Source organism: Paraburkholderia phenazinium (assembly GCF_900100735.1).
In the GTDB taxonomy this organism is placed as follows: domain Bacteria; phylum Pseudomonadota; class Gammaproteobacteria; order Burkholderiales; family Burkholderiaceae; genus Paraburkholderia; species Paraburkholderia phenazinia.
In genome coordinates, this window is sequence record NZ_FNCJ01000003.1 from 94252 (window position 1) to 119648 (window position 25397).

The 25397-nt window shown below is 62.2% G+C and carries 30 protein-coding genes; 12 read left to right on the forward strand and 18 right to left on the reverse strand.

Annotated elements, in window-relative coordinates:
• Positions 1–65: 65 nt before the first annotated feature.
• On the forward strand, positions 66–1217 hold the full coding sequence (locus tag BLQ92_RS07685) for a branched-chain amino acid ABC transporter substrate-binding protein (protein ID WP_090683145.1): 1152 nt from the start codon (positions 66–68) through the stop codon (positions 1215–1217).
• Between the two features lie 63 nt (positions 1218–1280).
• On the opposite strand, the gene BLQ92_RS07690 is transcribed toward BLQ92_RS07685, so the two are convergent.
• Positions 1281–1715 (reverse strand): hypothetical protein, encoded by a 435-nt coding sequence (locus tag BLQ92_RS07690; protein WP_090683147.1) that lies wholly within the window; start codon positions 1713–1715, stop codon positions 1281–1283.
• 506 nt (positions 1716–2221) lie between these two features.
• On the opposite strand from BLQ92_RS07690, the gene BLQ92_RS07695 reads away from it, so the two are divergent.
• On the forward strand, positions 2222–2695 hold the full coding sequence (locus BLQ92_RS07695) for a helix-turn-helix domain-containing protein (protein WP_090683149.1): 474 nt from the start codon (positions 2222–2224) through the stop codon (positions 2693–2695).
• 146 nt (positions 2696–2841) lie between these two features.
• Here BLQ92_RS07695 and BLQ92_RS40590 read toward each other — a convergent pair whose 3' ends face one another.
• Positions 2842–3111, reverse strand: a complete 270-nt coding sequence (locus tag BLQ92_RS40590) for a hypothetical protein (protein ID WP_244106427.1) — start codon at positions 3109–3111, stop codon at positions 2842–2844.
• Between BLQ92_RS40590 and BLQ92_RS07700 the strand changes: the two genes are divergently transcribed.
• The 3 genes from BLQ92_RS07700 (at position 3035) to BLQ92_RS07710 (ending at position 6101) form a co-directional block, all read left to right on the forward strand.
• Positions 3035–3562, forward strand: a complete 528-nt coding sequence (locus BLQ92_RS07700) for a YbhB/YbcL family Raf kinase inhibitor-like protein (RefSeq protein WP_244106425.1) — start codon at positions 3035–3037, stop codon at positions 3560–3562. The two genes, BLQ92_RS40590 and BLQ92_RS07700, sit on opposite strands and share 77 nt — an antisense overlap.
• 167 nt (positions 3563–3729) lie before the next feature.
• Positions 3730–4962 carry a serine hydrolase domain-containing protein gene (locus BLQ92_RS07705; protein ID WP_175772829.1) on the forward strand — a complete coding sequence of 411 codons (1233 nt, stop codon included), beginning with the start codon at positions 3730–3732 and terminating at the stop codon, positions 4960–4962.
• On the forward strand, positions 4962–6101 hold the full coding sequence (locus tag BLQ92_RS07710; RefSeq protein ID WP_175772830.1) for an alpha/beta hydrolase: 1140 nt from the start codon (positions 4962–4964) through the stop codon (positions 6099–6101). The genes BLQ92_RS07705 and BLQ92_RS07710 overlap by 1 nt, the downstream gene beginning before the upstream one ends.
• Before the next feature lie 137 nt (positions 6102–6238).
• Here BLQ92_RS07710 and ppnP read toward each other — a convergent pair whose 3' ends face one another.
• Both ppnP and BLQ92_RS07720 read right to left on the reverse strand, forming a co-directional pair.
• The gene (gene ppnP, locus BLQ92_RS07715; protein WP_035500356.1) at positions 6239–6559 is read right to left on the reverse strand and encodes a pyrimidine/purine nucleoside phosphorylase; all 321 of its coding nucleotides are present in this window, start codon (positions 6557–6559) and stop codon (positions 6239–6241) included.
• A 145-nt stretch (positions 6560–6704) separates the two neighbouring features.
• Complete coding sequence (locus tag BLQ92_RS07720; RefSeq protein ID WP_090683153.1) at positions 6705–7409, reverse strand: hypothetical protein; 705 nt, start codon at positions 7407–7409, stop codon at positions 6705–6707.
• Positions 7410–7510: 101 nt separating this feature from the next.
• Between BLQ92_RS07720 and BLQ92_RS07725 the strand changes: the two genes are divergently transcribed.
• Positions 7511–7864, forward strand: coding sequence for a LysE family translocator (locus tag BLQ92_RS07725; RefSeq protein ID WP_090683155.1), 354 nt, complete (start codon positions 7511–7513; stop codon positions 7862–7864).
• A 48-nt stretch (positions 7865–7912) separates the two neighbouring features.
• Here BLQ92_RS07725 and BLQ92_RS07730 read toward each other — a convergent pair whose 3' ends face one another.
• Genes BLQ92_RS07730 through BLQ92_RS39875 form a run of 3 tightly spaced genes read right to left on the reverse strand, consistent with a single transcriptional unit; the run spans position 7913 to position 9652 of the window.
• A complete protein-coding gene (locus tag BLQ92_RS07730; protein WP_090683156.1) occupies positions 7913–8314 on the reverse strand; it encodes a cupin domain-containing protein in 402 nt (133 codons plus the stop codon).
• A gap of 14 nt (positions 8315–8328) precedes the next feature.
• Positions 8329–9513 carry a class C beta-lactamase gene (gene ampC / locus BLQ92_RS07735; RefSeq protein WP_090683158.1) on the reverse strand — a complete coding sequence of 395 codons (1185 nt, stop codon included), beginning with the start codon at positions 9511–9513 and terminating at the stop codon, positions 8329–8331.
• Entirely contained in the window at positions 9419–9652 is a 234-nt protein-coding gene (locus tag BLQ92_RS39875; RefSeq protein WP_176860730.1) for a hypothetical protein, read from the reverse strand. Before BLQ92_RS39875 ends, ampC begins: the two co-directional genes overlap by 95 nt.
• 66 nt (positions 9653–9718) lie before the next feature.
• On the opposite strand from BLQ92_RS39875, the gene BLQ92_RS07740 reads away from it, so the two are divergent.
• Positions 9719–10696 carry a DnaJ C-terminal domain-containing protein gene (locus tag BLQ92_RS07740; RefSeq protein WP_175772831.1) on the forward strand — a complete coding sequence of 326 codons (978 nt, stop codon included), beginning with the start codon at positions 9719–9721 and terminating at the stop codon, positions 10694–10696.
• Between the two features lie 14 nt (positions 10697–10710).
• Positions 10711–10920 (forward strand): efflux RND transporter permease subunit, encoded by a 210-nt coding sequence (locus BLQ92_RS39250; protein ID WP_143016529.1) that lies wholly within the window; start codon positions 10711–10713, stop codon positions 10918–10920.
• A 21-nt stretch (positions 10921–10941) separates the two neighbouring features.
• On the opposite strand, the gene BLQ92_RS07745 is transcribed toward BLQ92_RS39250, so the two are convergent.
• The 4 genes from BLQ92_RS07745 to mdlC form a co-directional block, all read right to left on the reverse strand.
• Positions 10942–12078: a porin gene (locus BLQ92_RS07745; RefSeq protein WP_090683161.1), complete on the reverse strand. Its 1137-nt coding sequence runs from the start codon at positions 12076–12078 to the stop codon at positions 10942–10944.
• A gap of 230 nt (positions 12079–12308) precedes the next feature.
• The gene (locus BLQ92_RS07750) at positions 12309–13721 is read right to left on the reverse strand and encodes an MFS transporter (protein WP_090683163.1); all 1413 of its coding nucleotides are present in this window, start codon (positions 13719–13721) and stop codon (positions 12309–12311) included.
• A 152-nt stretch (positions 13722–13873) separates the two neighbouring features.
• Complete coding sequence (locus tag BLQ92_RS07755) at positions 13874–15325, reverse strand: aldehyde dehydrogenase (RefSeq protein ID WP_090683165.1); 1452 nt, start codon at positions 15323–15325, stop codon at positions 13874–13876.
• Between the two features lie 23 nt (positions 15326–15348).
• The gene (gene mdlC, locus BLQ92_RS07760; protein WP_090683166.1) at positions 15349–16986 is read right to left on the reverse strand and encodes a benzoylformate decarboxylase; all 1638 of its coding nucleotides are present in this window, start codon (positions 16984–16986) and stop codon (positions 15349–15351) included.
• A 104-nt stretch (positions 16987–17090) separates the two neighbouring features.
• Between mdlC and BLQ92_RS07765 the strand changes: the two genes are divergently transcribed.
• The gene (locus BLQ92_RS07765; RefSeq protein WP_090683168.1) at positions 17091–17999 is read left to right on the forward strand and encodes a LysR family transcriptional regulator; all 909 of its coding nucleotides are present in this window, start codon (positions 17091–17093) and stop codon (positions 17997–17999) included.
• Positions 18000–18018: 19 nt separating this feature from the next.
• Here BLQ92_RS07765 and BLQ92_RS07770 read toward each other — a convergent pair whose 3' ends face one another.
• From BLQ92_RS07770 to BLQ92_RS07780, 3 genes are all read right to left on the reverse strand, one after another.
• Positions 18019–18789 carry an SDR family oxidoreductase gene (locus BLQ92_RS07770; protein ID WP_090683170.1) on the reverse strand — a complete coding sequence of 257 codons (771 nt, stop codon included), beginning with the start codon at positions 18787–18789 and terminating at the stop codon, positions 18019–18021.
• Positions 18790–18851: 62 nt separating this feature from the next.
• Positions 18852–19706: an alpha/beta fold hydrolase gene (locus tag BLQ92_RS07775; RefSeq protein ID WP_090683172.1), complete on the reverse strand. Its 855-nt coding sequence runs from the start codon at positions 19704–19706 to the stop codon at positions 18852–18854.
• An 83-nt stretch (positions 19707–19789) separates the two neighbouring features.
• The gene (locus BLQ92_RS07780; protein ID WP_090683174.1) at positions 19790–20485 is read right to left on the reverse strand and encodes an alpha/beta fold hydrolase; all 696 of its coding nucleotides are present in this window, start codon (positions 20483–20485) and stop codon (positions 19790–19792) included.
• Between the two features lie 172 nt (positions 20486–20657).
• Between BLQ92_RS07780 and BLQ92_RS07785 the strand changes: the two genes are divergently transcribed.
• From BLQ92_RS07785 to BLQ92_RS07795, 3 genes are all read left to right on the forward strand, one after another.
• A complete protein-coding gene (locus BLQ92_RS07785; RefSeq protein WP_090683175.1) occupies positions 20658–21290 on the forward strand; it encodes a CGNR zinc finger domain-containing protein in 633 nt (210 codons plus the stop codon).
• A 106-nt stretch (positions 21291–21396) separates the two neighbouring features.
• Positions 21397–21810: an LIC_13387 family protein gene (locus BLQ92_RS07790; RefSeq protein ID WP_090683990.1), complete on the forward strand. Its 414-nt coding sequence runs from the start codon at positions 21397–21399 to the stop codon at positions 21808–21810.
• Between the two features lie 136 nt (positions 21811–21946).
• A complete protein-coding gene (locus BLQ92_RS07795) occupies positions 21947–22924 on the forward strand; it encodes a zinc-binding alcohol dehydrogenase family protein (RefSeq protein ID WP_090683177.1) in 978 nt (325 codons plus the stop codon).
• Between the two features lie 15 nt (positions 22925–22939).
• On the opposite strand, the gene BLQ92_RS07800 is transcribed toward BLQ92_RS07795, so the two are convergent.
• From BLQ92_RS07800 to BLQ92_RS07810, 4 genes are read right to left on the reverse strand one after another with little or no spacing between them, the layout of a single operon-like run.
• Positions 22940–23464 (reverse strand): YybH family protein, encoded by a 525-nt coding sequence (locus BLQ92_RS07800; protein WP_244106421.1) that lies wholly within the window; start codon positions 23462–23464, stop codon positions 22940–22942.
• A 21-nt stretch (positions 23465–23485) separates the two neighbouring features.
• On the reverse strand, positions 23486–24781 hold the full coding sequence (locus BLQ92_RS07805; RefSeq protein WP_090683179.1) for an NAD(P)/FAD-dependent oxidoreductase: 1296 nt from the start codon (positions 24779–24781) through the stop codon (positions 23486–23488).
• A complete protein-coding gene (locus BLQ92_RS39255) occupies positions 24781–24969 on the reverse strand; it encodes a hypothetical protein (RefSeq protein WP_143016530.1) in 189 nt (62 codons plus the stop codon). Before BLQ92_RS39255 ends, BLQ92_RS07805 begins: the two co-directional genes overlap by 1 nt.
• Positions 24970–24988: 19 nt before the next feature.
• On the reverse strand, positions 24989–25387 hold the full coding sequence (locus BLQ92_RS07810; RefSeq protein ID WP_090683181.1) for a YybH family protein: 399 nt from the start codon (positions 25385–25387) through the stop codon (positions 24989–24991).
• Positions 25388–25397: the final 10 nt, after the last annotated feature.

Genomic DNA, 25397 nt, shown 5'->3' on the forward strand with positions numbered 1-25397 from the left:
CGCGTCGCGCATCGAACCGACAGACCTAGAGAACGCGCGACGTCACATCTCGCAAGGAGCGCATCATGAATCGCCGCTATTGGCTGTTGAGTTTGGCCGTTTGCGCGCTAGGCACGCAAATGACGCCGTCGTGGGCCGCCGATCCAGAAGTCGTCAAGATCGGTTTTGTCGGACCGTTGACCGGTCCGGTGGCGCGCGTCGGGAAGGATCTGCAGTACGGCGCGCAATTGGCGCTCGACGAGGAGAACGCGAGGCACCCCACGGTCGGCGGCAAGCCGGTCACGTTCGTGCTCGACGTGCAGGACGATCAGGCGGACCCGCATGTGGCGGTGCAGGTCGCACAGAAGCTGGTCGATGACGGCGTGGTGGGTGTGATCGGCCACTACAACTCGGGCTGCAGCATTCCGGCCTCCGCGGTTTACCATCAGGCGGACGTCGCGATGATTACCCCAGGCTCCACCAATCCCGACCTGACGAAACAGGGCTACAAGAACGTGTTTCGGACCATGGGGCACGACGGCATTGGCGGCGTTGTGGCAGGTCACTTCGTGGTTGAGCAGATGAAGGCCAAGCGTATCGCGATCATCGACGATCGCACGGCCTTTGGCGAGGGCCTTGCCAACGCCTTCGAAAAAGGCGTCAAGGAAGCGGGCGGCAATGTGGTCGACCGCGAGTTCACCAACGACAAGGCGGTCGACTTCCGCTCCATTCTGACGACGCTCAAGAGCAAGAACATCGATCTGCTGTTCTTTGGCGGACTGGACGAACAGGGTGCGATGCTGGTTAAGCAGATGCGCTCGCTGGGCATGAACGCCCAGTTGTTCGGTGCCGGCGCATTGAAGAGCAACGCGTTCCTGCAGATCGCCGGTGCGGCTGGGGATGGTACGCAGGATCTGGAGCCCGGCCCGGCACTCGATAAGCTCCCCGCTGCGCAGGACTTCGGTAAGCGCTACAAGGCGCGCTTCAACCAGGATGTCGAACTGTATGCGCCGTTTGCGTACGACGCTGCGCTCGCCTTGATCAAGGCCATTCACAATGCGGATTCGCTTGATCGTGCGAAGATCGTCGATAGCCTGTCGAAAGTCACGGTCACGGGTGTGACAGGCAAGATTACTTTTGATCCGTACGGCGATCTGATCAAGCCGCCTTACACGCTTTTCCAGGTCGAGCAAGGGCAATGGAAGAGCATCAAGACGGTGGGCGGTAGCGGCGTTTAGTTATACGGGACGGAGGTTCCCGGAAGCTTGTTTCCGGGAACGCCATGTCTACCACAGCCATTGTCATAAGCAAAAGAGGCAGTGAACCAGCACCGAACATCCCGGGGTGAAGGTCTGGTCCGCGTGGCTTCGAATGAGTCGAATGGCGTAGCTGAGCGTGATCAACGTGGTTGGGGGGAGGCTCATCACGACTTCGTGGGTATTGGCGCAGACGATTCCTGACTTGAAGGTCCTGGCTTCTCCGCTCAGGTTCAATCCTGGGGGGAACGAGTGGCCTTGCTGGTGGCCCATCCACCGTGCCTTCTCCCGGTTATGGTGGATGACATTGGCTGCATTGGGATGCTCCGGGTTCGCAATGGCAGACTGGAGATCAAGACCCACCTGGTTGTCCATCGTCACGCCGAACGGCTGGTAGAAGGCAACGGTGACGCTCGGCAGAACATCAGTGGACTGGCTATAGTCGGCACCCCCATGCGCTGCGATGATGTAGTTGTACATTTTCGACTCCTCTGAACGAGTAATGGACCAGGCAAGTCAGAGCGTATTGGGCTGGGCTTTACCGGGAAATGGGTCATATGGATCTGGCGTGTCACGGGTCGGGGAGCATGGTTGTGCAGACGTGGGGCATGTGTCATATCACCTGATTGGGTCTGTGGGGGGCGTAGAACAGTGGGCTCTACGACCCCCCGGAATCACACGGCTGCCTTGTGCGAGAATCGGAAGTCACAGAAAAATCTTCCGGGGTTCGCCCGCTTATGAAAGGCACACAGGATCTTCTGCAGGCCCTCAGGCGGCTAGCGAGAACGGATAACCGTCCTTCGGCGCCTCTGCGTGCGACCACGCGATTGTGTTTCCGGCTGGATGGCGCGGCGACGTCGTCAACCAGCCGGATCGCCGCGCCGGTTTTTATCGGGCACTGATGCTCGATTTTTCGGAGGCTCGTACTCGGTGCGCACCGTGCTCACCCCGAATGGCGGGCGCCGTCGCGTGCATGGAACGTCGAAGTGCCGCTCGATTCGTTGCTGATCGGGGCCATCCACCATGCGGCTGACGGCATCGCCAGCGAATCGATCCCTTCCATCCTCGCCGACCATCGAATCATGGAGGTCCTGCTGATACTTGGCATGCGAGGCGTGCTGCCGCTACGTCCGCTGGCCGGAACGCAGTCAATGACGGAGGCGGTCCGCGAGCTCGTGCGCTGGCGGCCGGATCATCCCTGGACCGCCGAGCTGCTATCGGCGGAGCTGGGCACGAGCAACGCCACCCTCAGGCGCAAACTGACGTATGAGGGCCAATCGTTGCGCGCGTTGCTCGCCAAAGAGCGAATGACCGCGGCGGCGGCAATGCTCAAGGCAGAGCGCGTATCGCTTCGCGATGCAGCGCTGGCATCTGGCTATCGCTCGCCTCGACGATTCGTTGAGCGCTTCCGGCATATCGAAGGCGCAGACCCCCGCACGATTTCGGACGAGCTACCGTAGCGCTTGAGCAGGTAACTGGAGTGGAACGGCCGCGGCGAAAGCCGAATTTTTCTCGCTCTCCTGCGGCCTCGCAATAGCTGAGCAGATCAGGGCAATCTTTGAGCGTTCGAGTGCACGTTCTGGTCGATCATGTCGGTAAATTGTCGTCATGACAATTTGGCCAGAACGAAGATGAACAACACGGTACGGCTCTGTGCGGCAGCGGCCATCTCAACCTTCTCCACGATCAGCGCCTTGGCGTCCTCCGACGCGCTGCAAGTCGAGGTGACGTCGCAAGCATCTCGCCAGGAACTCGCGCCGGCGAACGCTTCCTGCGTGACCTCAAGCGCCGGCGGTACGATGCCGGGCGCGAACAGGAGCCTCCCGTTGAAATGGTCGGCAGGACCAGCCGGCACGAAATCATATGCGCTGACCATGGTCGATCTCGACGTGCCACGTGACCTTTCAACATTGAACAAGGTGGGAACAAGCATCGCAGTCGATGCGCCGCGCATGGAGTTTGTTCACTGGATATTGGCCAATATTCCCAAGGATCGGACTACGCTCGCCGAAGCCGAGGATGGCGAGGGGCGCCTCCACGGCGGTTTGCCGCTTGAACAGACGGCATATGGCCTCAGAGGCCAGAACGGCTTCGCGGCATTCATGAAGGATGGACCGTACGGTGGATATATGGGCCCGTGCCCTCCGTGGAACGACGAGCGTGCCCATCGTTACCAGGTGACGGTGTACGCGCTGGATGTCGACCGGCTCCGGCTGTCGAGGACGTTCACCAGAGCGGAACTGCTTGGCGCGATGAGCGGACATGTGCTGGCAACAGGGAGCACCGAGGTCGATTATTCCGTCAATCCCAAGGCGAGATTGGAATAAAAAAATTTCGCAGATCCGCGACGGATTTCTATTCGAGCGGCGTTAAAGAAAGGCTAAGACCGCCTGCGAGACAAACAATGCCAGCGACGAGACGTAGTTCAGGGGGGCGCGAGACCGCCCGGGGTTGGGGAGCGTATCTTCACGCGCTTGTCAGCGCTGCGGTTGCGTTGAGCAGCGCCGTTGCTTTAGCGGACGGTGCACTTCCGGCAACTGCTGGTCCGGTATTTTCGAATGCCGGCCCAGATGCGGATGCATACGGCGCGAAGCTCGGCTACCCAGTTGGACTCCCGCTAAGGCGCCAAGCTTATCAAGTGGGGAATTACACCCACTACGATAGTTTTTACCCGTCCAACTTGATTGCCAAAGCTTCAAGTCCGTCGAAACTGAACCGCTCCGGGCAAGCGCTCGACTTCACTTACAGCTACCAGAATCAGACCTTCTCGCTGCGTGATTACCTGTCACGAAATCCGACGACTGGCCTGTTGATCGCTCGCGACGACACGATATTGTTCGAACAGTACCAATACGAACGCACCGACCACGACCGGCTCATGTCCGAGTCCATGGCCAAGACGTTCGTCTCGATGCTGGTCGGTATCGCACTGTACGAGCACAAGATCCGCTCAATCGACGACCCGGCCCAGGCGTATGTGCCCGAACTTCGAGGCAGTGAAATCGGCTCGGTTTCGATCCGCGCGTTGCTGCATATGGCGTCCGGAATCGGCTTCTCGCAGAACTACACCGATACGGACGACAACACGACACTGCACCGCTCGTTGCTCTCGACCAAAGGGCCTGGGCCGGTCGCGGCGGTCAAACAGTTCAATACCCGGGTTGCCGCGCCGGATACAGTCTTTAACTACGCCAGCCTTAATACCGAAGTGCTGGGGCTCATCGTGTCTCGTGCGACTGGCACGACGCTATCCGACTATCTCCAGACCCGTATCTGGCAGCCGATGGGCGCCGAAGCCGATGCCCGCTGGGTGACGGACAACACCGGGCAGGAAGTGGCCTCGTGCTGCTTAAACGCGACCTTGCGCGACTATGCCCGCTTTGGGCTGCTTCTAGCCCATGGCGGCGCATTCAACGGCAAGCAGATCATTCCCCGCCAATGGATACTGGATGCGACGAAGCCAGCGGCTCCTGGCTCCTTCCTTGCGTTCGACAAGGGGCGGCATCCCGGCGGATATGGATATCAAATCTGGTTGATGCCCGGCTCACGCGGAGCGTTCGCGCTAGAGGGTGTCTATGGCCAACGTATCTTCGTCGATCCGCAATCCGGCCTGGTGCTGGTCCACACAGCAGTGCGAACTCAGGCGACGGGTGCGCCCGGCGAGGCCGAATTGCGTGCGCTCTGGCGTGGCTTGCTCACACATTCCGCGGAACAAGGGGAGGGATAATGAAGTCGTTCGTATTCCATATCAGTATGCTATCGGCGATTCTGTTCGCCGTTGTGCTTCATATCGTCCCAGCGTTCGCCGAGGATGCCGCGCCAGCGAGCGATACCGGCGCCTCCGTTGCGCCTGGAAAATATCCGTTGGTACGCACGCCGGTTCCCGTCATTCAGGACGGCTGTCTGGAGATCATTACGGCTGCGGGCAGAGGTGTTGTTCCGATTCATGTATCGCGCGACTGGTCCACACCCCAGCCTGACGTGACGCGCGCCGTCATCGTCATTCACGGCTGGGTTCGACGCGATCTGACTTCGGGCGAGCGCGCCGCGATCAAGGCAGGCCCGGCCGCGCAGGATGCCATCATCATCACGCCGCAGTTCCTGGTCGCGGCGGATATCAAGGCCCATCAGTTGCCAGCCGACATGCTGCACTGGGGAACAGATGGGTGGAAGACCGGTTACGATGCGCACGGGCCGGCACCGATCAGTTCGTTCAGCGTGATCGACACCATCTTCGCGCGACTCGCCGACAGGACACTTTTCCCGGCGCTCAAGCAAGTCGTGCTCGCCGGGCATTCGGCAGGCGGCCAGTTGGTCCAGCGATATGCGGCGGTCGGTCATGGGCAGGCGCCGCTGCTGGCGCGCGGGATCGCTATCCGTTATGTGGTGGCCAACCCGTCTTCCTATTTGTACTTCGATACGCAGCGGCCGGTTACTACCAGCGAATCGTCGTGCGCGAAATTCAATCGCTGGGAATATGGCTTGAGTGGCGGTCTGCCGCCTTATGTGGAGCAGCCAGTTTCGCCATCCGAACTTGAGAAGCGCTATCTGGCGAGCGACATTGTGTACCTCTTCGGCATGGACGATAACGATCCGAACCACGCAGAACTGGACCGTTCGTGCGGAGCTGAGGCCGAAGGGCCAACGCGTTTATCGCGCGGGCTAAATTACGTCGCTTATCTGCGGTCGCAAGACGAAGGGCATTTTAGCCAGCGCGTTCTCGAAGTGCCAGGTGTCGGACATAGCAGCTCGCGCATGTATCCGTCGACTTGTGGAATGGCAGCGCTGTTTGATCGGGAAGGATGCGACGCGATGAGGTCGTCTCAAGCGACCTCTGGGGAGGCCGCGTCGCCTTCTTCGCAATAGCAGAGCTTTGCAGCGGCTTGCCGTCTCTATTGCTGGAGAACCTGCGCCAGAAACCCCATGCTGCCGGCTGGTTCCACCATCGATATCCGGTCAGGCACGGAGACTGGCAGCATCGGGCGCCGGGCGCCCGTCCGTCTTTACAGATAGCTGCAGACGTAGTCGAGCGTTTCGACCACATCGATATCGAAGCGGCTCTTGCCGGGCACGGAGAACGACTCGCCCGCGCCATACGTCTTCCACTCATCACTACCATCGAGGCGGATGCGGCATTGGCCGGCCTGCACCTCCATGAGTTCCGGCGCGTCGGTGCCGAAGTTGAGCGTGCCCGGCAAGATCACGCCTAGGGTCTTGCGCGTGCCATCGGCGAAGAGAACGGTGTGCGAGACACACTTGCCGTCGAAATAGACGTTGGCTCGTTTGATAACGGAAACCTGATCGAATTGCGTTGCGGCCGTCATGGCGGTCTTCCTCTGGTTCATCGTGAATGGATGCGTTGGCGCCGCGTAGCGGCAGCAGGCGGTGCGCGATTTGCGCGGATCGTTTGCGTAGGCTTTCGGTTGGGCGCCAGTCCGCCATCATACAGGCGGTTGGCGACGACCCTGATTACTCAGCCTGGCGCCAACGACCCGAGTCTGGGCACACAATGACTCGTTCGCCGTTCAACAAGACGTGCTCCTCATCCAGTTGTGAGGAGGTCGAAGGGTCGACGTCGAAGGTAACCCTAAGTGCGTCCCCAACGCGGGCATCTTCGATGGGCAGCTCCCAGGTCAGGAAAATCTGGATCCAATCCTCGTCCGGCGCGAAGTCGGCCACATTAAAACCGCTACTGCCGCGCCGAATCACACCGTGCGGCTGACCAGTGTCGAACACCACCGCCGTTCCCCGCCTCAGCGGAATGCGACGGTCCAGCGACGGAAAATGCAGGTCCAGTCCCCTGTCCTCGCTCAGGAAGAGGTTGCAGAAGGCCGCGCCGCCATATCGCTCGCCGTCATGGTGGTACCGCGCGCCGCGGCAAGCCATCAGGGCTACGTCACTGGCGGCAAGCACCCCGGGCAGTCCAAGCGCGCCCGTCCAGTCGGATGCTGCCTGCACGCAGCGCGGGTAGTCCGGCCAGCGAAACTGTGCTCGTGCCAAAGGCATGACTTCGACGTCGCCGGGCTCGAGAGCCAGGTTTGACGAAGTCTCCCTTTGCCAATCTGCAAGCAGGCGGGCAGGGGGCGGGGCGATGTCGAGCGTGTCCGATAGCACGACGTCGCTTACGCATCGGCTGCGGATGGCGTCGTCACTCCAGTAGTAGGAGGTCAGCATGGTTGGTACTGGATGCGGTTGGGCGAGGGGTTCATCGCGGCCATTGTAACGATTCGGAGTGGACGCCTGGCATACCGGCCATGCACTGAGGTCCAACGGGAGTGGCATCGCGCGCGTCTGAAGAGGCCAAGGGCGGTCGCACATCTGCGAAATGGCGTCAGCTCGCGAAACAGGAATTTCTTGTTGCTGCTGGAAATCCCAAGGCGATTCTGGTCTTTACCGCGTTTTTCCCGCAGTTTGTGGATCGATCTGCGTATGCCAGGAGCTTCACGGTGCTTGGCTCGACGTTTCTATTGCTCGAGCTGGTGGCGATTGCCATCTACGCCGTGATCGGAAGCCGTCTTGGGACGCTGGCAAATGGCTCGCGAGGATTTCGCTGGTTTAATCGCGTGAGTGGCTCGGTCATGATTGGCTTCGGCCTGCTACGGGCGTTTTTGCGTCGCCCTGCGACCTGATGGTGGTTGCGCCGGTACGGCGCAACCACCATCAAGTATCGGCTCAGGTCAGTTCGGTACAAGCGTATTGAACCGCGTGCCCGGTATCCATGCCCAGGACGCAATCACCTTCGCACCCGCGGGTCCAGCCGTGGTGACGTGAACGACGTTCGCCGGCATCCGGTAGCTTTCGCCTGCATGAACCACTCTTGTGGGTTGACCGTCGATCTGCACCGTTACCTCTCCCTCGAGCACATAAGCGACCTCGGGTCCCGCCGCCTTGTGCCGCGGCTTGGATGCGTTGGGTGGAAATTCGGCAATGCCCATCGCCAGTTGGCGACTCGTCCCCGGAACGGGAACCCGTTGCAATACGACGGTGTCCTTGGCGGCTGGCGCGTTGTCGGTAGCCTTAGCCGATTGAAGGCTCACGAGGACCAGCAGGGTAAGGAGGATGTAGCGATAGCTTTTCATCGGTGTGAGCCTGTTCAATGCTGGCCGTCGGTCAGTGTGGTGAGAATCCGGTATGCAGCGGTTACGCGTTCATCGATGGGGAAGTTCTTGTTGGCGAGTATGACGATCCCCACTCGCTGACCCGGAACGTACGCGACGTAAGCCCCGAAGCCGTTGGTCGAACCGGTCTTGTTGATCCAGGCGTCCTTTTGTGGCGCCTGCGGCGGCACGATTGCCGTGACTGGCGTTGCGTTGAAGATCATCGCCGACGAGTTTCCGTCCAATAGCTTCTTCAACGTAACCGGATACGGATATTGCTCCCATATCAGGTCCTGGGTCATTACACCTGCCTTGAAGTAGCCCGTGTGGGTGTCCGTGATCGCACGCTGGAGTTTCTGGTCCAGAGGGATCAGGCCCATGTTGGCTTCGATAAAGCGGACCATGTCGGCAGCCGTCGTTTTGATGCCGTACGCTTCCGAAGACAGCAGCCCGGGCGCCACCCTGATCGGAGCACCTTCCGTTGTATAGCCTTGGGCGTAGTCGTTCAACCGGGCAGCCGGAATCTTGATGTAACTGCTGTTCATGCCAAGCGCCGGAAACAGGCGCTGCTCCATCAGCTCGCTAAAATCCTGCCCCATGCTGCGCGCCGTGATCACCCCGAGTGTGCCGATGCTGAGATTGGAGTAGGTCCGGTAAGTCCCTGGTGCGTAAGTGGGCCGCCACTCCTTGAAATACTGCGTCAACTGATCCGGGGTGTGGACGTTGTCCGGCACCTGCAGGGGCAGCCCGCCGGCAGTGTGCGTGCCGAGCGCAACGAGCGAGACCTTGCCGAATTCGCTATTTTGCAGAGACGGCAGGTACTTGTCCGCCGGGTCTGACAAAGACAAATGACCGCTCACCTGCGCCTCGGATGCGAGCGTCGCCGTGAAGGTCTTGCTGACCGAGCCGAGTTCGAACAAGGTGGTGTTGGTAACCGGTGTTCTGGTTTTCGTTGACGCTACGCCGTAGTTCAACACGTAGCTCTTGCCGCCAACGATCACGCCCACAGCCATGCCGGGAATGCCGTAGTGCGCCATCACCGGCTGTACGACCTGCGTCACGACACTTCTGATCTTGTCCTGCGGATCATCGGCGGCGCGGCTCGCGGCCGGTGCCGTACACGCCAGGATAGTTGTGACCAACAGGGTCGTGGCTCTCAAGTTCAATTTTCGATCCTTCAAATTTATAATGCGTCTGCCTGGACCCGTCCAGGCAGACGCGCGAGGCACGATTATTCGGTGTTTCCGCCTCGTCGACTATCGACGATTCCTTGTCCGAGGCGATAGAAAATCTTATGTGCGATCGTGTGACTTCCTTCATGGACAACAATCCTGTCACTGCAGTCTTGATAGACTTGCGCTTCCAGAAAGAAAGCGGGGAAAACGGGTGAGCCTCGAGGAATACTACAGGCGACTAGATCTGCCGGGCACGGCGTCACCGGCAGACGTCAAACGCGCCTATCGACGGCTGAGAGCGAAGTATCACCCGGACCGCAATAAGGGGCGCGAATCAAACGTCGAACCGGCGTTCAAGCGTATTCAGGAGGCGTTCGAGATCCTGACAGGCAAGCGTAAGCCGCCAGTGTTCAGCCCGGCGCCGGAGGCTGCCGAGGACCGCGACAAGGAGGCCCCGTCGCGCGAGCGCCGCGGCGGACCGCCGATGCGCGGCGCGAACTGTCTGGTCGAACTTTTCGTGCCGCTCGAATCCGCAATCTATGGCGGCGAGGTCGAAGCGTGCTATGCGGTGAGCGGGCCGTGTCGCCAATGTCAGGACAGAGGCTCGGAGTGCGCGCGCTGCTACGGCAGCGGTCAGTCGGTCTCCGGCACGCGCTGCAGCGCTTGTGCGGGAACCGGTCGTCCGCTGGCCGGGGACCGCTGTCCAACGTGTCTCGGTGCCGGTATCGCGACCTACCGGAAGTCAGAGAGCGTCAAGGTCCCCGCAGGGGCGTGGGACGGCCAGCGCCTGGTCGTCGAAAGCGGGGGGCATCCCGGGCCGAATGGTGGGCCGCCGGGGGATGCGATCTTCTCGGTCGTGATCGTGTGCGATTCGGCCTTTCGTCGCAACGGGTTGAATCTCGCTTGCGAAATTCAGGTGGATTTCGTCACGGCCACGCTCGGCGGCATCTTTGAAGCGCAGATACTGGGGCGCACGCTGCCAATCACGATTGCGCCGAACGCGCACGCGGGCAGCACGATCCGTCTTCCCCGGCATGGGCTGACGGATCGCAACGGCTTGCGCGGCGAGCTCTCGCTGCAACTGGTGCTGGCGATGCCTGCTGCGGCTTCACATCTGACCGGCGACGAGCGAGAGCGGCTGCGCGAGATGTTTGCGGATGCGGAGCGGCGAGCAAGGCGGGTTTTGTAGAGAGAGGTGCGTTTATTGCGCTGCTCATTACGCGCAGCGAACTCAGCGTGCCTGCAATGATAGGACTGGTCATGTTGATGGGCATTGTGACCAAGAACTCGATCCTGCTGGTTGAATACACCATGGTCGGTGTTCGTGATCGGTCTCCGGCGGCCTGGCTGCAGCCTTGCGCGAGCCATGTGCGGCTCGCGCAAGCGCAGTCAGATGCGTTCAGGCGCATTTAGGGGTGAGGAGCGCGCCACCGTTCAGAAGCTGTGCCGGATGCCCGCCATGACGCCGAGCTGGCCCATGCCCAGCCCAGGTGTGGTGCCACCACCGCCCTGGCTCACCGTATATGCAGCCTTCGCGCTATTCCACAGATACGCGCCTTGCAGATAGACCGCCGATTGCTTCGACAACTGGTAGGTCGTGCGTAGCGCGGCGATCGTGCCTCGCGTATCGTCCTGGGCGTTGACGATGTGATACACGCCGCCATCCACGGTGAACGCCGGTGTGACCGGATATGAGCTTGTGAGATAGAACTGGTCCGAGTGCACGTTGGGGGTGGTGGGCGAGACCGTGTCCACCCGGCGGCCAAGCCAGCCGCCGCCAATGCGCAGATCGCCGATGTGGGCATAGCCGTTCAGTTGCATGCGCACGTCGGTGTCGCCGGAATTCGTCAGAGCGAAGGTCGGCGTGCCGTCATAGAGGTTGGCCGCCGCGCCCGCACCGCCATTCTGCTGATCGTAAGCCGCGGCTACACCATAGCCGTTGCGGTCGTAGCGCAGCATCGCCGACCATTCGCGGCAGGTCTGCGCGCTGCCCGGCACCGGTCCCGCGCACGTGCCTTGGCCCGGCGAGTTGCCGGTGCCGGTGGAATCGCGCCCGAACGACCACGTCGCGCCGAGCGTGAAGCCCGCATAGCTGCCCTTGTAGACGACCGTGTTGTCGCTGCGCGCGCTCGGCAGATACTGGTCGAACGAAGCGGTGCCACCGTAGATGTCGGGACCCAGCAGATCTGCGTCGGCGATGGCCCAGTACGTCATGGTGTATTGGCGGCCGAAGGTGAGGTTGCCGTATGGGCTGCTGAGGCCCACCCATGCCTGACGCCCGAACAGGCGGCCGCCCTGGTTCAATGTGCCACTGCGCATATTGAAGCCGCTTTCGAGCGCGAAGATCGCCGCGACGCCGCCACCCAGGTCCTCGTTGCCACGCACGCCCCAGCGTGAAGGCATTTCGCCGGTGATGCCGGGCATGCGCACCACGCTGTCGCCGGCCGCGTCCACGTGCGAGACGTATTCGATGCCGGTATCGACGATGCCATACAGTGTGACGCTGCTCTGCGCCCATGTCGTGGCGCTCATGCCCGCGAGCGCGAGTCCTGCTGCGATTCGAAGTTTCATGCTTTCCGTGATCTCCTGTGGCGCCGGTTTCGATGCGATGACATCGTCCGGTCGTGTTATCGATCCGTTTGAGGACGGACCGGTGAATTTACAATTGAGTAGTAATACTAAGCGTGTGATAAAGCTTGCCGGACATACGAGAAGCCCGCGAAGTCAGAGATGCATCGGGTCCGCGACGGTAGCTTCCCAGGTGAAGGCGCTGGCGTCTTCACCTGGGGCCATCTTGGTCGTTAGCGGCGCGACGCTTTTGTTCTCCCGGGAATGTGCCGGCGCACCACAGCGAGCGCGAGCAGCACTAGCGCCATCGCGGCGCCGAGCATCAGCAGATAGCCCGACGCGCCGGCCGCCGTGATCACGAGCGCGCCGGCGAACGCGCTGAGGATCGCGCCGATGCGGCCGAATGCGAGTGCCGAGGCGGTGCCGGTCGCCCGCACGCCGGTCGGATAGACAAAGGCGCACAGCGCGTACATGGTCGACTGGACCGCGTTGACGAACAGGCCGTGCAGCCCGAGGCCAACGATCAGCAACGCGGTGTGCTGGGTCGCGCCAACGCCGAGCATGATCCACGCGCTCACCGCACCGCCCGCGCAGCACAGCAGCAGCGGCCAGCGCGAACCATAGCGCGAGATGGCCAGCGCGCAGACGAGTGCGCCGATCACGCCGCCGAGGTTGTAGGCGGAGAGACCGTATCCCGCGAGCGACACGGACAGCCCCTCGTTCGTCAGCATGGTCGGCAGCCAGCTGAATGCGCTGTACACGGCGAGCAGGCACATGAAGAACGCCGCCCAGATCGCGGCCGTGTCGCGTGCGCGGCCGTCGCGAAACAGTGCGGTGAAGCCGATGTGCTGTTCGGCGCGTTGCTCGCGCACGTCGGTGAAGGCCGCATCGGGCGGAACCGCGCGTCCCATGCGCGCCAGCAGCCGGACGAGTTCGGGCCAACGCTGCGGGCGACGCGCGAGAAAGCGCGGCGATTCGGGCAGGGTAGCGAGCAGTACGACGGCGAGCAGAAGGGGTAGCACGCCGCCCGCGAAGAACAGTCCGCGCCAGCCGTACGCAGGTAGCACCTGACCCGCGAATAGTCCAGCCACCATGCCCCCGAGCGGCACGCACACGATCGTCGCCGTGACGGCGAAGGTGCGATGACGCGCGGGCGTGAACTCGGCAGTGATCGTCGTGGAAGTGGGCAGCGCTCCGCCGATGCCGAGGCCCGCGACGAAGCGCAGCGCCGCGATGGTGGCGACGTTCGGGGCGAGACCGATCGCGCAGGTGGCTGCGCCGAACACGAGCACGCTGCCGATTACGGCCCAGCGTCGGCCGAAGCGGTCGGCGAAGAGACCCGCGAACGCGCTGCCGATCCCCATGCCGATGAGCCCTGCCGCGACCACGGGTGCGAACGCGTTGCGCGTGATGCCCCACTCCTTGATCAGCACGGGAATAGCGAAGCCGATCAACTGGCTGTCGAAGCCGTCGACGACGATCGAGAGCGCCGCGAGTACTGCCGCGATCCGCTGTAGCAGCGCATAGGGACCGTCATCGAGCGCGTGGCCGATATCGACGGCCGTGCCGCTGTACGTGAGCGCGGCGCTGCCGGCGCCATCGAGCGGCGCGGCGCCCGCAACTGGGGCAGGGGGGAAGTGACTCATCGGTTGTCTCCTTGCTGCGCGTCGAGCGCGCATGCTTTTGTCGTCGTCGTGCAAGTATGGGCGGCGGTGCGCACGAACTGTATTTCCGATTCGCGCAAAAGCCATGTCGTTTGGGCATGGCCTGCGTGCGCGGTCAATGCGTGCGTGCCCGGTCAGAACGGATAGTGGCGTGGCGTCGTTTGCAGCGTGATCCAGCGCAACTCGGTGAACTCGGCAATGCCCGCCTTGCCGCCGAAGTGCCCGAAGCCGCTGTCCTTGACGCCGCCAAACGGCATCTGCGCTTCGTCGTGCACGGTGGGGCCGTTGATGTGGCAGATGCCGGATTCGATGCGCCGCGCCACGTTTAGCGCCCGCGCCGTGTCGCGGCTGAACACGGCCGACGAGAGCCCATACGGATTGTCGTTCGCACAGGCGATCGCGGCCTCTTCGCCGCGCACGCGCACGATGGCCTTGACGGGGCCGAACGACTCGTCGTGGTAGATGCGCATCTCGGGCGTCACGTGATCGAGCAGCGTCGCGGGCATCAGCGTGCTGTCGGCCTTGCCGCCGCATACGAGCGTGGCGCCCTTCGCGAGCGCATCGTCGATCAGCGCGTTGCAGCGCTCGACGGTGCTCATGTCGACCACGGAGCCGAGCACGACCGGCCCCTTGCGCGGATCGCCGAGCGGTAAGGCGCGAGCGCGTGCGCCGAGGCGTTCGACAAACGCACTGGCGATATGCTCGTCGACGATAATCCGCTCGGTCGACATGCAGATCTGCCCGGAGTTCGCGAACGCGCCGAACACCGCTGCGTTGACGGCGGCGTCGAGGTCGGCGTCGTCGAGCACGACGAACGGCGCCTTGCCGCCAAGTTCCAGTACCGCGGGCTTGAGATGACGCGCACATTGCTCCGCAATCAGACGGCCCACCCGTGTCGAGCCGGTGAAGTTCACGCGGCGCACCTTCGGATGCGCGATCATCGTTTCCACGATCGTCGCTGCGTCCGCAGGTGCATTCGTCACGAAGTTCACGGCGCCGCGCGGCAGGCCGGCCTCCTGAATCGCTTCGACGATGAGGCCGTGCGTCGCCGGACAGATCTCGGAGCCCTTCAGCACGACGGTGTTGCCGCAGGCGAGCGGCAGCGCGATCGCGCGCACCGCGAGGATCACCGGCGCATTCCATGGCGCAATGCCGAGCACGACGCCTGCCGGCTGGCGCACGCCCATTGCCAGATTGCCGGGGACTTCGGAAGGAATCAACTCGCCGCCGATCTGTGTGGTCATCGCGGCTGCTTCGAGCAAGCCTTGCGCCGCGAGATGCACGTTGAAGCCCGCCCATAGACCCGAGGCCCCGGTCTCTGCCGCCATCGCAACAGTAAACGCCTCAGCCTTCGCTTCGAGCGCATGCGCGGCCTTCGTCAGCAAGACACGGCGTTCGCCCGGCCCGAGTGCCGACCATACAGGGAACGCACGCGCGGCGGCATCTACTGCCGCCCGGGCGTCTTCGATAGAGGCGGCAGGCGCGCGCGAAGCGACGCTTCCATCGAGCGGGTTGCGGCGCTCGAACGTTGCGCCGTTGCGCGCCGCTACCTGTTCGCCGTCGATCAACATTGACACGGTCTTCATCGTTTGTCTCTCAAGGGGATGCGTTATGCGACGAGCACTTCGACGAGCGCAGGACCAACGCTGGCAAGCGCGCTGCGCAACGCGTCGCGCAACTGCGCAGCCTCGCCGACGCGCACGCCGGGGCAGCCCATACCGGCGGCGATCGTCACGAAGTCGAGACCCGGCAGGTCGGTTCCCTGAACCGGATCCTCGGGGCCGAAGCCGAATTCCGGGGCGAAATCCTGCAAGGCCGCGTAGCGCGTATTGTTAAGGATGACGAATGTAATGGGCAGATGGTGCTGCACTGCGCTCCAGAGCGCCTGGATCGAATACATGCTGGAGCCGTCGCCGATCAGCGCGATCACGCGTTCGCCGCGGCGCGCGAGCGCAACACCGACCGCCGCCGGCATGCCAAAGCCGAGGCCGCCGCTGTCCATCGTGAGAAAGCCGCCCGCGCGCTCGATCGGCAGGTAGGTCTGCATCACCGGTCGCGCGCTCGGCGCTTCCTCGACGACGATGTCTTCAACGCGGCGAGCTTCGGCAAGCGTCTGCAGCGCAAATGCAACAGACATGCGCTCGCCCGGCGCGGTCGACGGCAGCGCGCGCGGCGGCGCCGGCCGCGGGGCGGGCAGCGCGCGTTCGTGCGGCGCAGGCCGATCGAGCAGATCGCGTACGCCGAGCCGCACATTGCCGACCACGGCCACACCTTGCGGCGTCCATGCGGCCGTGCCCGGATCGTCTATCAACTGGCACAGTTGCGCGCCGGGTGGCACGTGCGGGCCGTGTCCCGCGACGTGATAGGTGAAGGCGGGTGCGCCGAGCGCGAATACGACATCGTGGCCGCCCAGCAGCTCGACGATGCGCTCGCGCATGGCGGGCAGGAAACCGGCAAACAGAGGATGCGTCTCGGGGAAGCTGCAGCGCCCCGTCATCGGCGCGACGAACACGCGTGCACGATGACGCTCGGCCAGACGCACCACGTCCTCGACGGCGCCGGCCCGATCGACAGCTCCACCGACCACAAACGCGGGACGCTCACACGCATCGAGCAGCGCGCCGATGCGCGCGAGCATCTCCGGATCGGGCCGCGTGACGTGCGCGACCGCGCGCTCGGGCACCAGCTCGGCGGGCTGGTCCCAGTCGTCGACGGGAATCGAGACAAACACCGGACCGCGAGGCTCCTGCATGGCGATCGCGTAGGCACGCGCAATCGCGAGCGGCACGTCCTGCGCGCGTGCAGGTTCGATGCTCCATTTCACATAGGGCTTCGGCAGCTCGGTCGCCTGCGACGCGGCGAGGAACGGCTCGAACGGCAGGATCGAGCGCGCTTGCTGGCCGGCCGTGATGACGAGCGGCGTTCGGTTGCGGAACGCCGTGAAGATATTGCCCATCGCGTTGCCGACGCCGGCCGCCGAGTGCAGGTTCACGAGCGCCGCATTGCCGCTTGCCTGCGCGTAGCCATCGGCCATGCCGACGACGACGGCCTCCTGCAGGCCGAGCACATAGCGGAAATCGGCCGGGAAATCGCGGAACATCGGCAGTTCGGTCGAGCCGGGGTTGGCGAAGACCGACGTCATGCCGACGCGGCGGGCGAAGTCGATCACGGCATCGCGCACGGTCGTGCCGTGTGCGATGCCGTTCGGTTTGTCCTGCCGGGGCGCGCTGCTTGTCGTTGATGTCATTGAAAACCTCCTGTTACCTGAGCGCGTTGTGTCGATGGGGCATTATCACGAGGCTCGGGGTAATCCGAAATTGCCTATTCGGCAAAAAGACATTACCTTTGGGCATGACTTTCAATCTCCAACAACTGCATGCCTTTGCCACCATCGTAGCGGCCGGTAGTCTCGGTCGCGCGGCCGAGACGCTGCATGTCACGCAGCCCGCACTCAGCCGGGCGATCCGCCGGCTCGAGGATCAGGTCGGCGCGCCGCTATTCGAGCGCCATTCGCGCGGTATGCATCTGACCGCCGTCGGCGAGGCGCTGCTGCCCCACGCAATCCTGCTGCAGCGCGAAGCCGAGCAGGCGCGCGAGGAGATCGACGCGATGCGCGGGCTCGCACGCGGCACGATCCGCTGCGGCGCGGTCGGCAGCATTGCGAGTCTGGTGTTGCCGCTCGCCGTGAGCGGCGTGCTCCAAAAGTGGCCTAAATTGCGGGTCGAAATCATCGAAGGCGTCTGGGACCGTCTGGCGGACGCCTTGGTGCGCCGCGAGATCGACCTGGCGCTCAGCATGGCCGTGCCCGATACGGATGAGATCGCCGCGATCGGAGACTGCCGCTGGGAGGATTTCAGCTATGTCGTGGCGGCGCTCGATCATCCGTTGCGCGGCAAGCCGAAGTTGACGCTCGCCGACACGCTCGACGAGCAATGGGCGATTCCACCGCGAGGTACCGCGCCGTTCGAGCACATGCAGCAGGTGTTCGCCGAGCATGGGCTCGGCTTGCCGAACGTGGTGGTCGAGACGCGCTCGGTCACGGTGTTGAAGAGTCTGGTTGCGCGCTCGGGCTTCCTGAGCTGGATGGCTTCGACGATGTACGAAACGGAGAGCAAGGCGGGGGTCTTCGATACGCTCGAATTGCCCGGCGTGGTTGGCAGGCGCACGCTCACGGCATTCCGGCGCCGTGATGGCATTCTGCCGAGCCCCGCCGTCAAGCTGCTCGAACAATTGCGGCAGTTGACGGCGGTGACGCAGTAGAGAGTGCGGGGAACGGCCCTCAGATCGACTTTACTTCACCGCCGTCCATGCGCAGCGTCGAGCCGGTCATCCAATGCGCGGCGGGCGATACGATGAACGCCATCAGCTCGGCGATCTCCTCTGGCGTGCCGTACCTCGCGATGCCCGCCTCGAGCGGAAACTTCGCCGTGGCTTCTTCGACAGTCATGTTATGCAGTGGCGCCCAGTGTTCCAGGTAGGACTGCCGCCGACCTGTCATGACCGGGCCGGGCAGCACACTGTTGACCTGTACACCGTCTGCGATCCCCCGGTCTGAGAAGGCTTTGGCCAGCGCCACGATCGCCGCGTTGATCGTGCCGACCGCTGCGTACGGCGCTTTGGGAAACAGCGCCGAATTGCCCGACATCAACACGACAGAACCTGAGGTTTTCTTCAGCGACGGCCACGCGGCCACTGTCAAGCGCCGCGCGCCGTGCAGCTTCAGCGCGAGGCCGCGTTCCCATTGTTCGTCGGTCATGTCGAACACGTCGATCTGCGGCACGGCGCCCGCGATATTGAGCAACGCGTCGATCTGGCCGAAGCTTGCAAGAGTCTGGTCGACAACCTGCTGCGCAGCCTGCGGTTCGGACAGATCGAGGTCGATTGCAAGAGGCTCTGCACCGGCCTTTTTTACGTCGGCAGCGGTCTGTTCGAGATTCTCGCGGCTACGCGCAACCAGCACGATCGCGCCGAAATCGCGCGCAAGTCTAATGGCGGTTGAACGGCCGATTCCCTGGCTTGCACCAGTGACGATAGCGACTTTACTGGACATTTCCTTTCTCCTTGAGGGGCGAATGAGCGATTCCAATGCAGTGTCAGCGAATGGCCGTCTTGTCAGCGATTCAGGAACTCGTTAATGGCGGCTGCAATCTCTGCGGCATGGGTTTCCAGCGCGAAGTGTCCGGTGTCGAAGAAGCGCAGCACCGCAGCCGGCAAGTCGCGCCGAAATGCTTCGGCCCCTGCGGGCAGAAAGAACGGATCGTTTTTTCCCCACGCGGCAAGAAAGGGTGGTTGGTAGGTCCTGAAGTACTCCTGAAAAGCCGGATACAGCGCAACGTTGCTTCGATAGTCGCGGAACAGATCGAGCTGGACTTCATCGGCGCCCGGACGGTTCAGGTAGAACTCGTCGAGCGAATAGCCGTCTGGCGATACCTGCGCCGTATCTGCGACGCCGTGCGTGTACTGCCATACGGTGGTCTCGTGCGTGAGCAGCGCACGAAGCGCCTCGCGATTCGCGCTGGAAGGATCGTGCCAATAGGCGCGAATCGGATTCCAGCCCTCGCTCAAGCCTTCTTCGTAAGCGTTGCCGTTCTGCGAGATGATCGCGGCGATCCGCTCGGGATGCGCGAGCGCGAGCCGAAAGCCGGTGGGCGCGCCGTAGTCGAAAACGTACATTGCAAAGCGATCGAAGCCGATGTGTTCAGTGAAGCGCCCGATAACTTTGGCGATGTTGTCGAAAGTGTAGGTAAACACCTCGCGACTCGGCATGTCCGACTGCCCGAAGCCGGGCAGGTCCGGGGCAACGATATGAAAACGTTCCGCCAAGCGGGGAATCAGGTCGCGAAACATGTGGCTCGAACTCGGAAAGCCGTGCAGGAGCAGCAGTTTTGGGGCGCTTGAGTTGCCCGCTTCGCGATAGAAAATCTTGACGCCTTCTACGTCGGCGTAACGATAGGCAATGGAGGACATGAGTTTTCTTCCCAATGTATCAAGTGGTCTGCCGGAGATGGCAGGGGGTATGCGGCTGTTGAAATGACAGGCCGTCAGCATCGTTAGTGAGCCGAAATTGCGTGCGCCGCTTCAACTATCACGCGGGTCACGGCGTCGGGGTCCGTCACGATTGGCGTGTGATCGACCGGATATGAGTGCACCCGCGCGTTCATCCGCTGCGCCATGAAATGCTGGGTGTCGCGACTGATCATCCGATCCTGCTCGGCAATCAGGAACCAGCTTGGACGGTCTTTCCAGAGTGGACGCCCGACCGCCTCGCTGATGCATGAAACGGAAATGGGCCGCTGAACCGCACCGAGCACTGTCAATTCCCGAGGCGCCGCGTGTTGCGCGAAGGCCGAGGCGAACGCCTCGTCAGGCAGCCAGATCAGCTCATGCCGGTCCGGAACCAGTTTCGGCGCCAGTGGGTGCGTTTCGCCACGGTAGAACACCTCGCCAACCGTTTCGCCTTCGTCCGGCGCAAGTGCGGCCACGTAGACCAAAGCTTTGACGTTTTCGGCGCGCGTCGAGCCGATCACCGCGCCGGCATAGGCGTGCCCGGCGAGTACCACCGGGCCGTCGATTCGCTCGAGTGCTCGATCCAGCGCGGCCGCGTCGTCGCGCAGGGAAGTGAGCGGCAGCGACGCCGCGATTGCCCTTATGCCATGAACCTCCAGACGCTCGATGACCTTGCTCCAACTCGAGCCGTCTGCCCACGCGCCGTGCACAAGCACCGCGCTCACAGTGTCAGTTGCCATTTCTCGCTCCTTTGAAGAATAGATGTGGGGATTGCCTTCGACGCTTACACATCGTTTATTTTGGTAACTATCCTAATGTGTTTTTACAGGTTACAAAGATTTTATGTAACTTGTCAAGATCGTTTTTAGTGGTTACGATGAGGCTATCGACACTTCAGTTTCATCATAAGAAATGGACTACCGTCAGATCCCCGCGATATTCGTCGCTGATGCGACCGGACTGGATTTTCTGAACTCGGTGGCGACGCCCGTTGATGAGGAGGTCGACTGGATCACCGATGGAGAGGGCCTGCTATCCTGGCTGGGGCAGGCCGGGCTTGTCCCTTCCGGGGTGCTCGAGACAATGCGGGGTCGCTGCACATCTGCTGAACTCGACGAGGTTGCGCAGCGGGCACGCGAACTACGCGAGTGGTTCAGGGATTTTGTCCGCAAGCGGAAAGGGCGGCCCTTGCTCGCCAAAGATCTGCGCGAGCTCGAGCCTTTGAATCAACTGCTTGAGCGGGACGCGCAGCATGGTGAAGTCGTCGCGAAGACGGCGGATGGCGTCACGACCTTCGAACTGCGCGCGAACCGGCGCTGGCAATCAGCGGAGTCGTTGCTGATGCCGATAGCCGAAGCGCTGGCGCGACTCGTCTGTGAGGAGGATTTCACCTACGTGAAGGCGTGCGAAGGCCCTCGCTGCACGTTGATGTTTGCCGACCATACGCGCGGTCACGCGCGCAGGTGGTGCAGCATGGCGATCTGCGGTAACCGTGCCAAGGTTGCAGCGCACCGGAAGCGGGTTAAGGAGCAGGAACACGGCTAAGTGTCAGTCTTTTTCCAGTTTCGGTACGCCATTGATCGACGAAGCGGACGGGCATAGCACGCGCCGCTGAACTCAGACGTTGGGCCCCAACAATCGGGAGAACATCTTGGCCGCAAAAATTCTCATGGCGCTTAGTGCGAGCATTATGTGTGCGCTCGGAATTGTTCACCTTGTCTATACGTTCTGGGGGCCAACGCTCACACCCCGCGACCCCGCGCTGCAAATCAGCATGAGCCAGATTTCACCTGTCATTTCGAAAGAAACCACCATGTGGCGAGCCTGGATGGGCTTCAATGTGAGCCACAGCATGGGGCTTATCTTGTTCGGCCTGGTGTTTGGTTTTCTGGCATTGGCTCACAGCGAACTTCTGTTTCGATCGCCGTTCCTGCTGGTTGTCGGGCTGGCAATGCTTGGCAGTTTTGTGGTGCTCGCCAAGGTTTACTGGTTCAGTGCGCCTTTCGCAGGCGTCAGTATTGCTTTGGCCTGCTATGTCGCCAGTATTGCGTTATCGCGGGCTTGATGAGGCCGGTTATCTCGGTGTTGCTTCCAATGATGGAAATCTGCTTCGCGACCTGCCGGCTTTGCCCGGCCATTCGCGTCACCTAAGATAGTTGTCGAAGGCTTGAGTGGCGCAGTGGATGTCTGAGGAGCCGATGATGACAAGCATGAAAGCAGCAGTGATCTACGAAGCGGGTGGCCCCGAAGTATTGAAGCTCGAAACCCGCCCGGTGCCTTCGCCGCGCAGCGGCGACGTGCTGATTCGCGTGAAAGCGTTCGGACTGAACCGCTCCGAGCTATTCACGCGTCAGGGGCTGTCACCCGGCGTGACGTTTCCCCGCATCCTCGGCATCGAAGCGGTCGGCATCGTCGAGGCCGCACCCGGTGGCGAGTTCAGGCCGGGCGACGTCGTTGCAACGGCGATGGGCGGCATGGGACGGCAGTTCGACGGCAGCTACGCCGAGTACACCTGTGTGCCTGCCAGCCAGGCGCAGCCCTTCAAATCGTCGCTGCCGTGGGAAACACTCGGGGCGATGCCGGAAATGCTGCAGACCGCATGGGGATCGCTCTTCAAGGCGCTGCGGCTCGCCGAAGGCGAGCGTCTGCTGATTCGCGGCGGCACGACCTCGGTGGGACTCGCGGCGGCCGCCATCGCGAAGCATCATGGCGCAGTCGTCATAGCGACCACGCGCAATCCTGCACGCAGCGACCTGTTGCGGGAAAACGGTGCGGACCAGGTCGTGATCGATATCGGCACCATCTCGGAGCAGGTCCGCGAGGTCTCGTCAGGTGGCGTCGACAAGGTGCTGGAACTCGTCGGCACGTCCACACTGATGGACTCGCTGCGTTGCGCGCGGCCACGCGGCATTGTGTGCATGACCGGCATGGTTGGCAACGCCTGGTCGTTTTCCGAGTTCAGCCCGATGGAGGCGATCCCGAGCACCGTTGCTCTCACCACCTATGACGGCGGCACGAGCGAGTTCATGATGATGCCGCTTGCAGAACTCACCCAACTGGTGGAAGCCGGCACCTTGCGCATCAATCCGGGCAAGCTCTTCAAGCTCGACGAGATCGTCGAAGCACACCGCTGCATGGAAGAGAATCGCGCGGCCGGCAAGATCGTCGTGCTCACCTAGCGGGAACCGCGCTGGCTAGCCTTCTCCCTGCTTCGGGTCGGTGTTGAACGTATACAAAACGATCTTCCACGTGCCGTCGATTTTCCGCAGCACGAAGACTTCGCGGTTGTAGTCCGTCACTTTCTTGCCGTTCTCAATCACGGCCGCCCCGACGTGATGGTGCGTACGCACGACAGCCGTATCGCCATATACGTTGATTGCATCGTAGGCGAAGTGGGTGGTGAAATTGGCAATCTTGAAGAGCGCGTCATAGCCCGCTACTTTCTGCTCATGTGTTGTATAGGTTCGCTTATCGTTCCACTCGGCCACGCTGTCGTCGGCGAACAGCCCGACAATCGCGTTGGTGTCCTTCGAATTGAGCGCCTCCTGATAACGGTTGACCACGTCATACACCGCCTGCTGCTCGGCTCGCACGGATGGATCGGACGAGTAGGGAAGGTTGTTCTCTTCAGCGGCGGATAAAGGTATTGAAGAAACCAACGCCAACAGTGCGGCAACCATCGCCGTTGCAATGTAGGCAATCAGGGCATGTTGTTTCATTTGAATCCTCCAGTTGCTAAGTCAGTCATGTCTTGCCAGGTTGCGAGCGCTATCTCGCGTTGTGGCCAGAAATTCATGAATACTGGCGACGACAGCCGCGCCTTCTCCTGCAGCGGCGGCAACCCGCTTGATCGAGCCGGACCGCACGTCGCCAATCGCAAACACCCCCGGCACGCTTGTTTCGAGTGGAGTCCGGATAAGCCCGGTTCGCGCTTCAAGCACGCTACCGGTCAGCACGAAACCCTTTTCGTCGGTCATGACCTGAGCGTTATCGAGCCACCCTGTGTTGGGCGTCGCGCCGGTGAAGAAGAACAGATGCGAGGTCTTCAACACGCACTCGCCCTCGGGCCCTTTGCTGCGCACCGCGGTGATCGAGCCACGCTCGTGTGCGATGCCGGCGACCTGTGTCTGCATGTGCAGCGTCACATTCGACAGGGCGCCGATCCGCTCGATCAGATAGCGCGACATGCTGGCTTCCAGATTGCTGCTCCGAACCAGTACATGGACGTGCGCCACACGCGATGCCAGATAGACGATTGCCTGGCCTGCCGAATTGCCGCCCCCGACCAGCATCACTTCCTTGCCCTTGCAGATTTCGGCCTCGACGGGAGAAGCCCAGTAATACGTTCCACGGCCCCCAAAACGGTCGAGACCGTCGATCTGGGGCCGTCGATATGCCGCGCCGGTGGCGATCACGACGGTGTGGCACTTGACGCGCCGGTTGTTGTCCAGTTCCAGCTCGATCGGCGAACAATGACAGTCGAGCGAGCGGATACGCGCGGGAACGACGATCTGCGCGCCGAATTTCTGCGCCTGGACGAATGCCCGTGCGGCAAGCGCCTGTCCCGTGATTCCCGTGGGAAAGCCGAGATAGTTTTCTATCCGCATGCTGGCACCGGCCTGGCCGCCAGGTGCGCGCGCATCGAACACGGCGACTGAGAGCCCTTCGGATGCCGCGTACACGGCCGCCGCCAGCCCTGACGGTCCAGCTCCTATCACCGCAACGTCGTACACGCGCTCGACATCGAAATGCGCGAGCCAACCCAATTGCGATGCAAGTTCGGCTTCGCTAGGCGCGCGAAGCACCGAACCGTCCGGGCAGATGACAAGCGGCAAATCCTCTTCGGACTTTGTCACGCGCCGCAACCACGCGGCGCCGTCAGGGTCGTCGAACGCGTCGATCACCGTATGCGGGTGCGAGTTGCAGGCGAGAAACTCCTGAAGCGCGACGACGCGAGCTTCGTCCTGTCTGCCGACGATGACCGGGCCACTGCCGCCCTCGATCAACCTCACGCGACGCAGGATCATCGAGCGCATCAGACGCTGCCGTACTTGTGCATCTTGCGGATGTCCGCGTCGGACAGCAGCGGATGCAGTTGACGATCGCGGCAACTGGGAGGATCGGGGAGAGTCGCCAGTTCGTCCTGGTCTTGCTTGACAAACGCGGTATAGGCACCCTGAACGATCGACGTGCTTGGGGCGCTTCGTTCCAATACTGTATTCATGATCACACCATCGCAAGCGTCACACCGCAGCGGGATTGGTGGTCGAAAACGCGTAACGCGCGATCTTCCACGTCCCCGCCACCTTCTGGAACAGGAACAACTCTTGATTGGCTTCCGCTTTGCTCTCACCGGTCGCATGTATCTTCACCGACCCGGCGGAGTTGGTCCGCGCCACTACCCAGTCAGGCGAGAGCTGGCGGATTTCCTGCACCGCGAATTTCACCGTCAACTGGATCGCGTCGAACACGATGTCATAGGCGCTTCTGATCGCCTCTGCGCCGACGCTCGACTGGAAGTGCTGCGGCATGAACACGCCATCGTCGGCATACAGCAGCATCACCGCGCGAGTACTGGACGCGTTCAATGCGGCCTCGTATTGATTCAATACGTCCGCAACGGCTTTTTCATCTGCATTCATTTCACTTCTC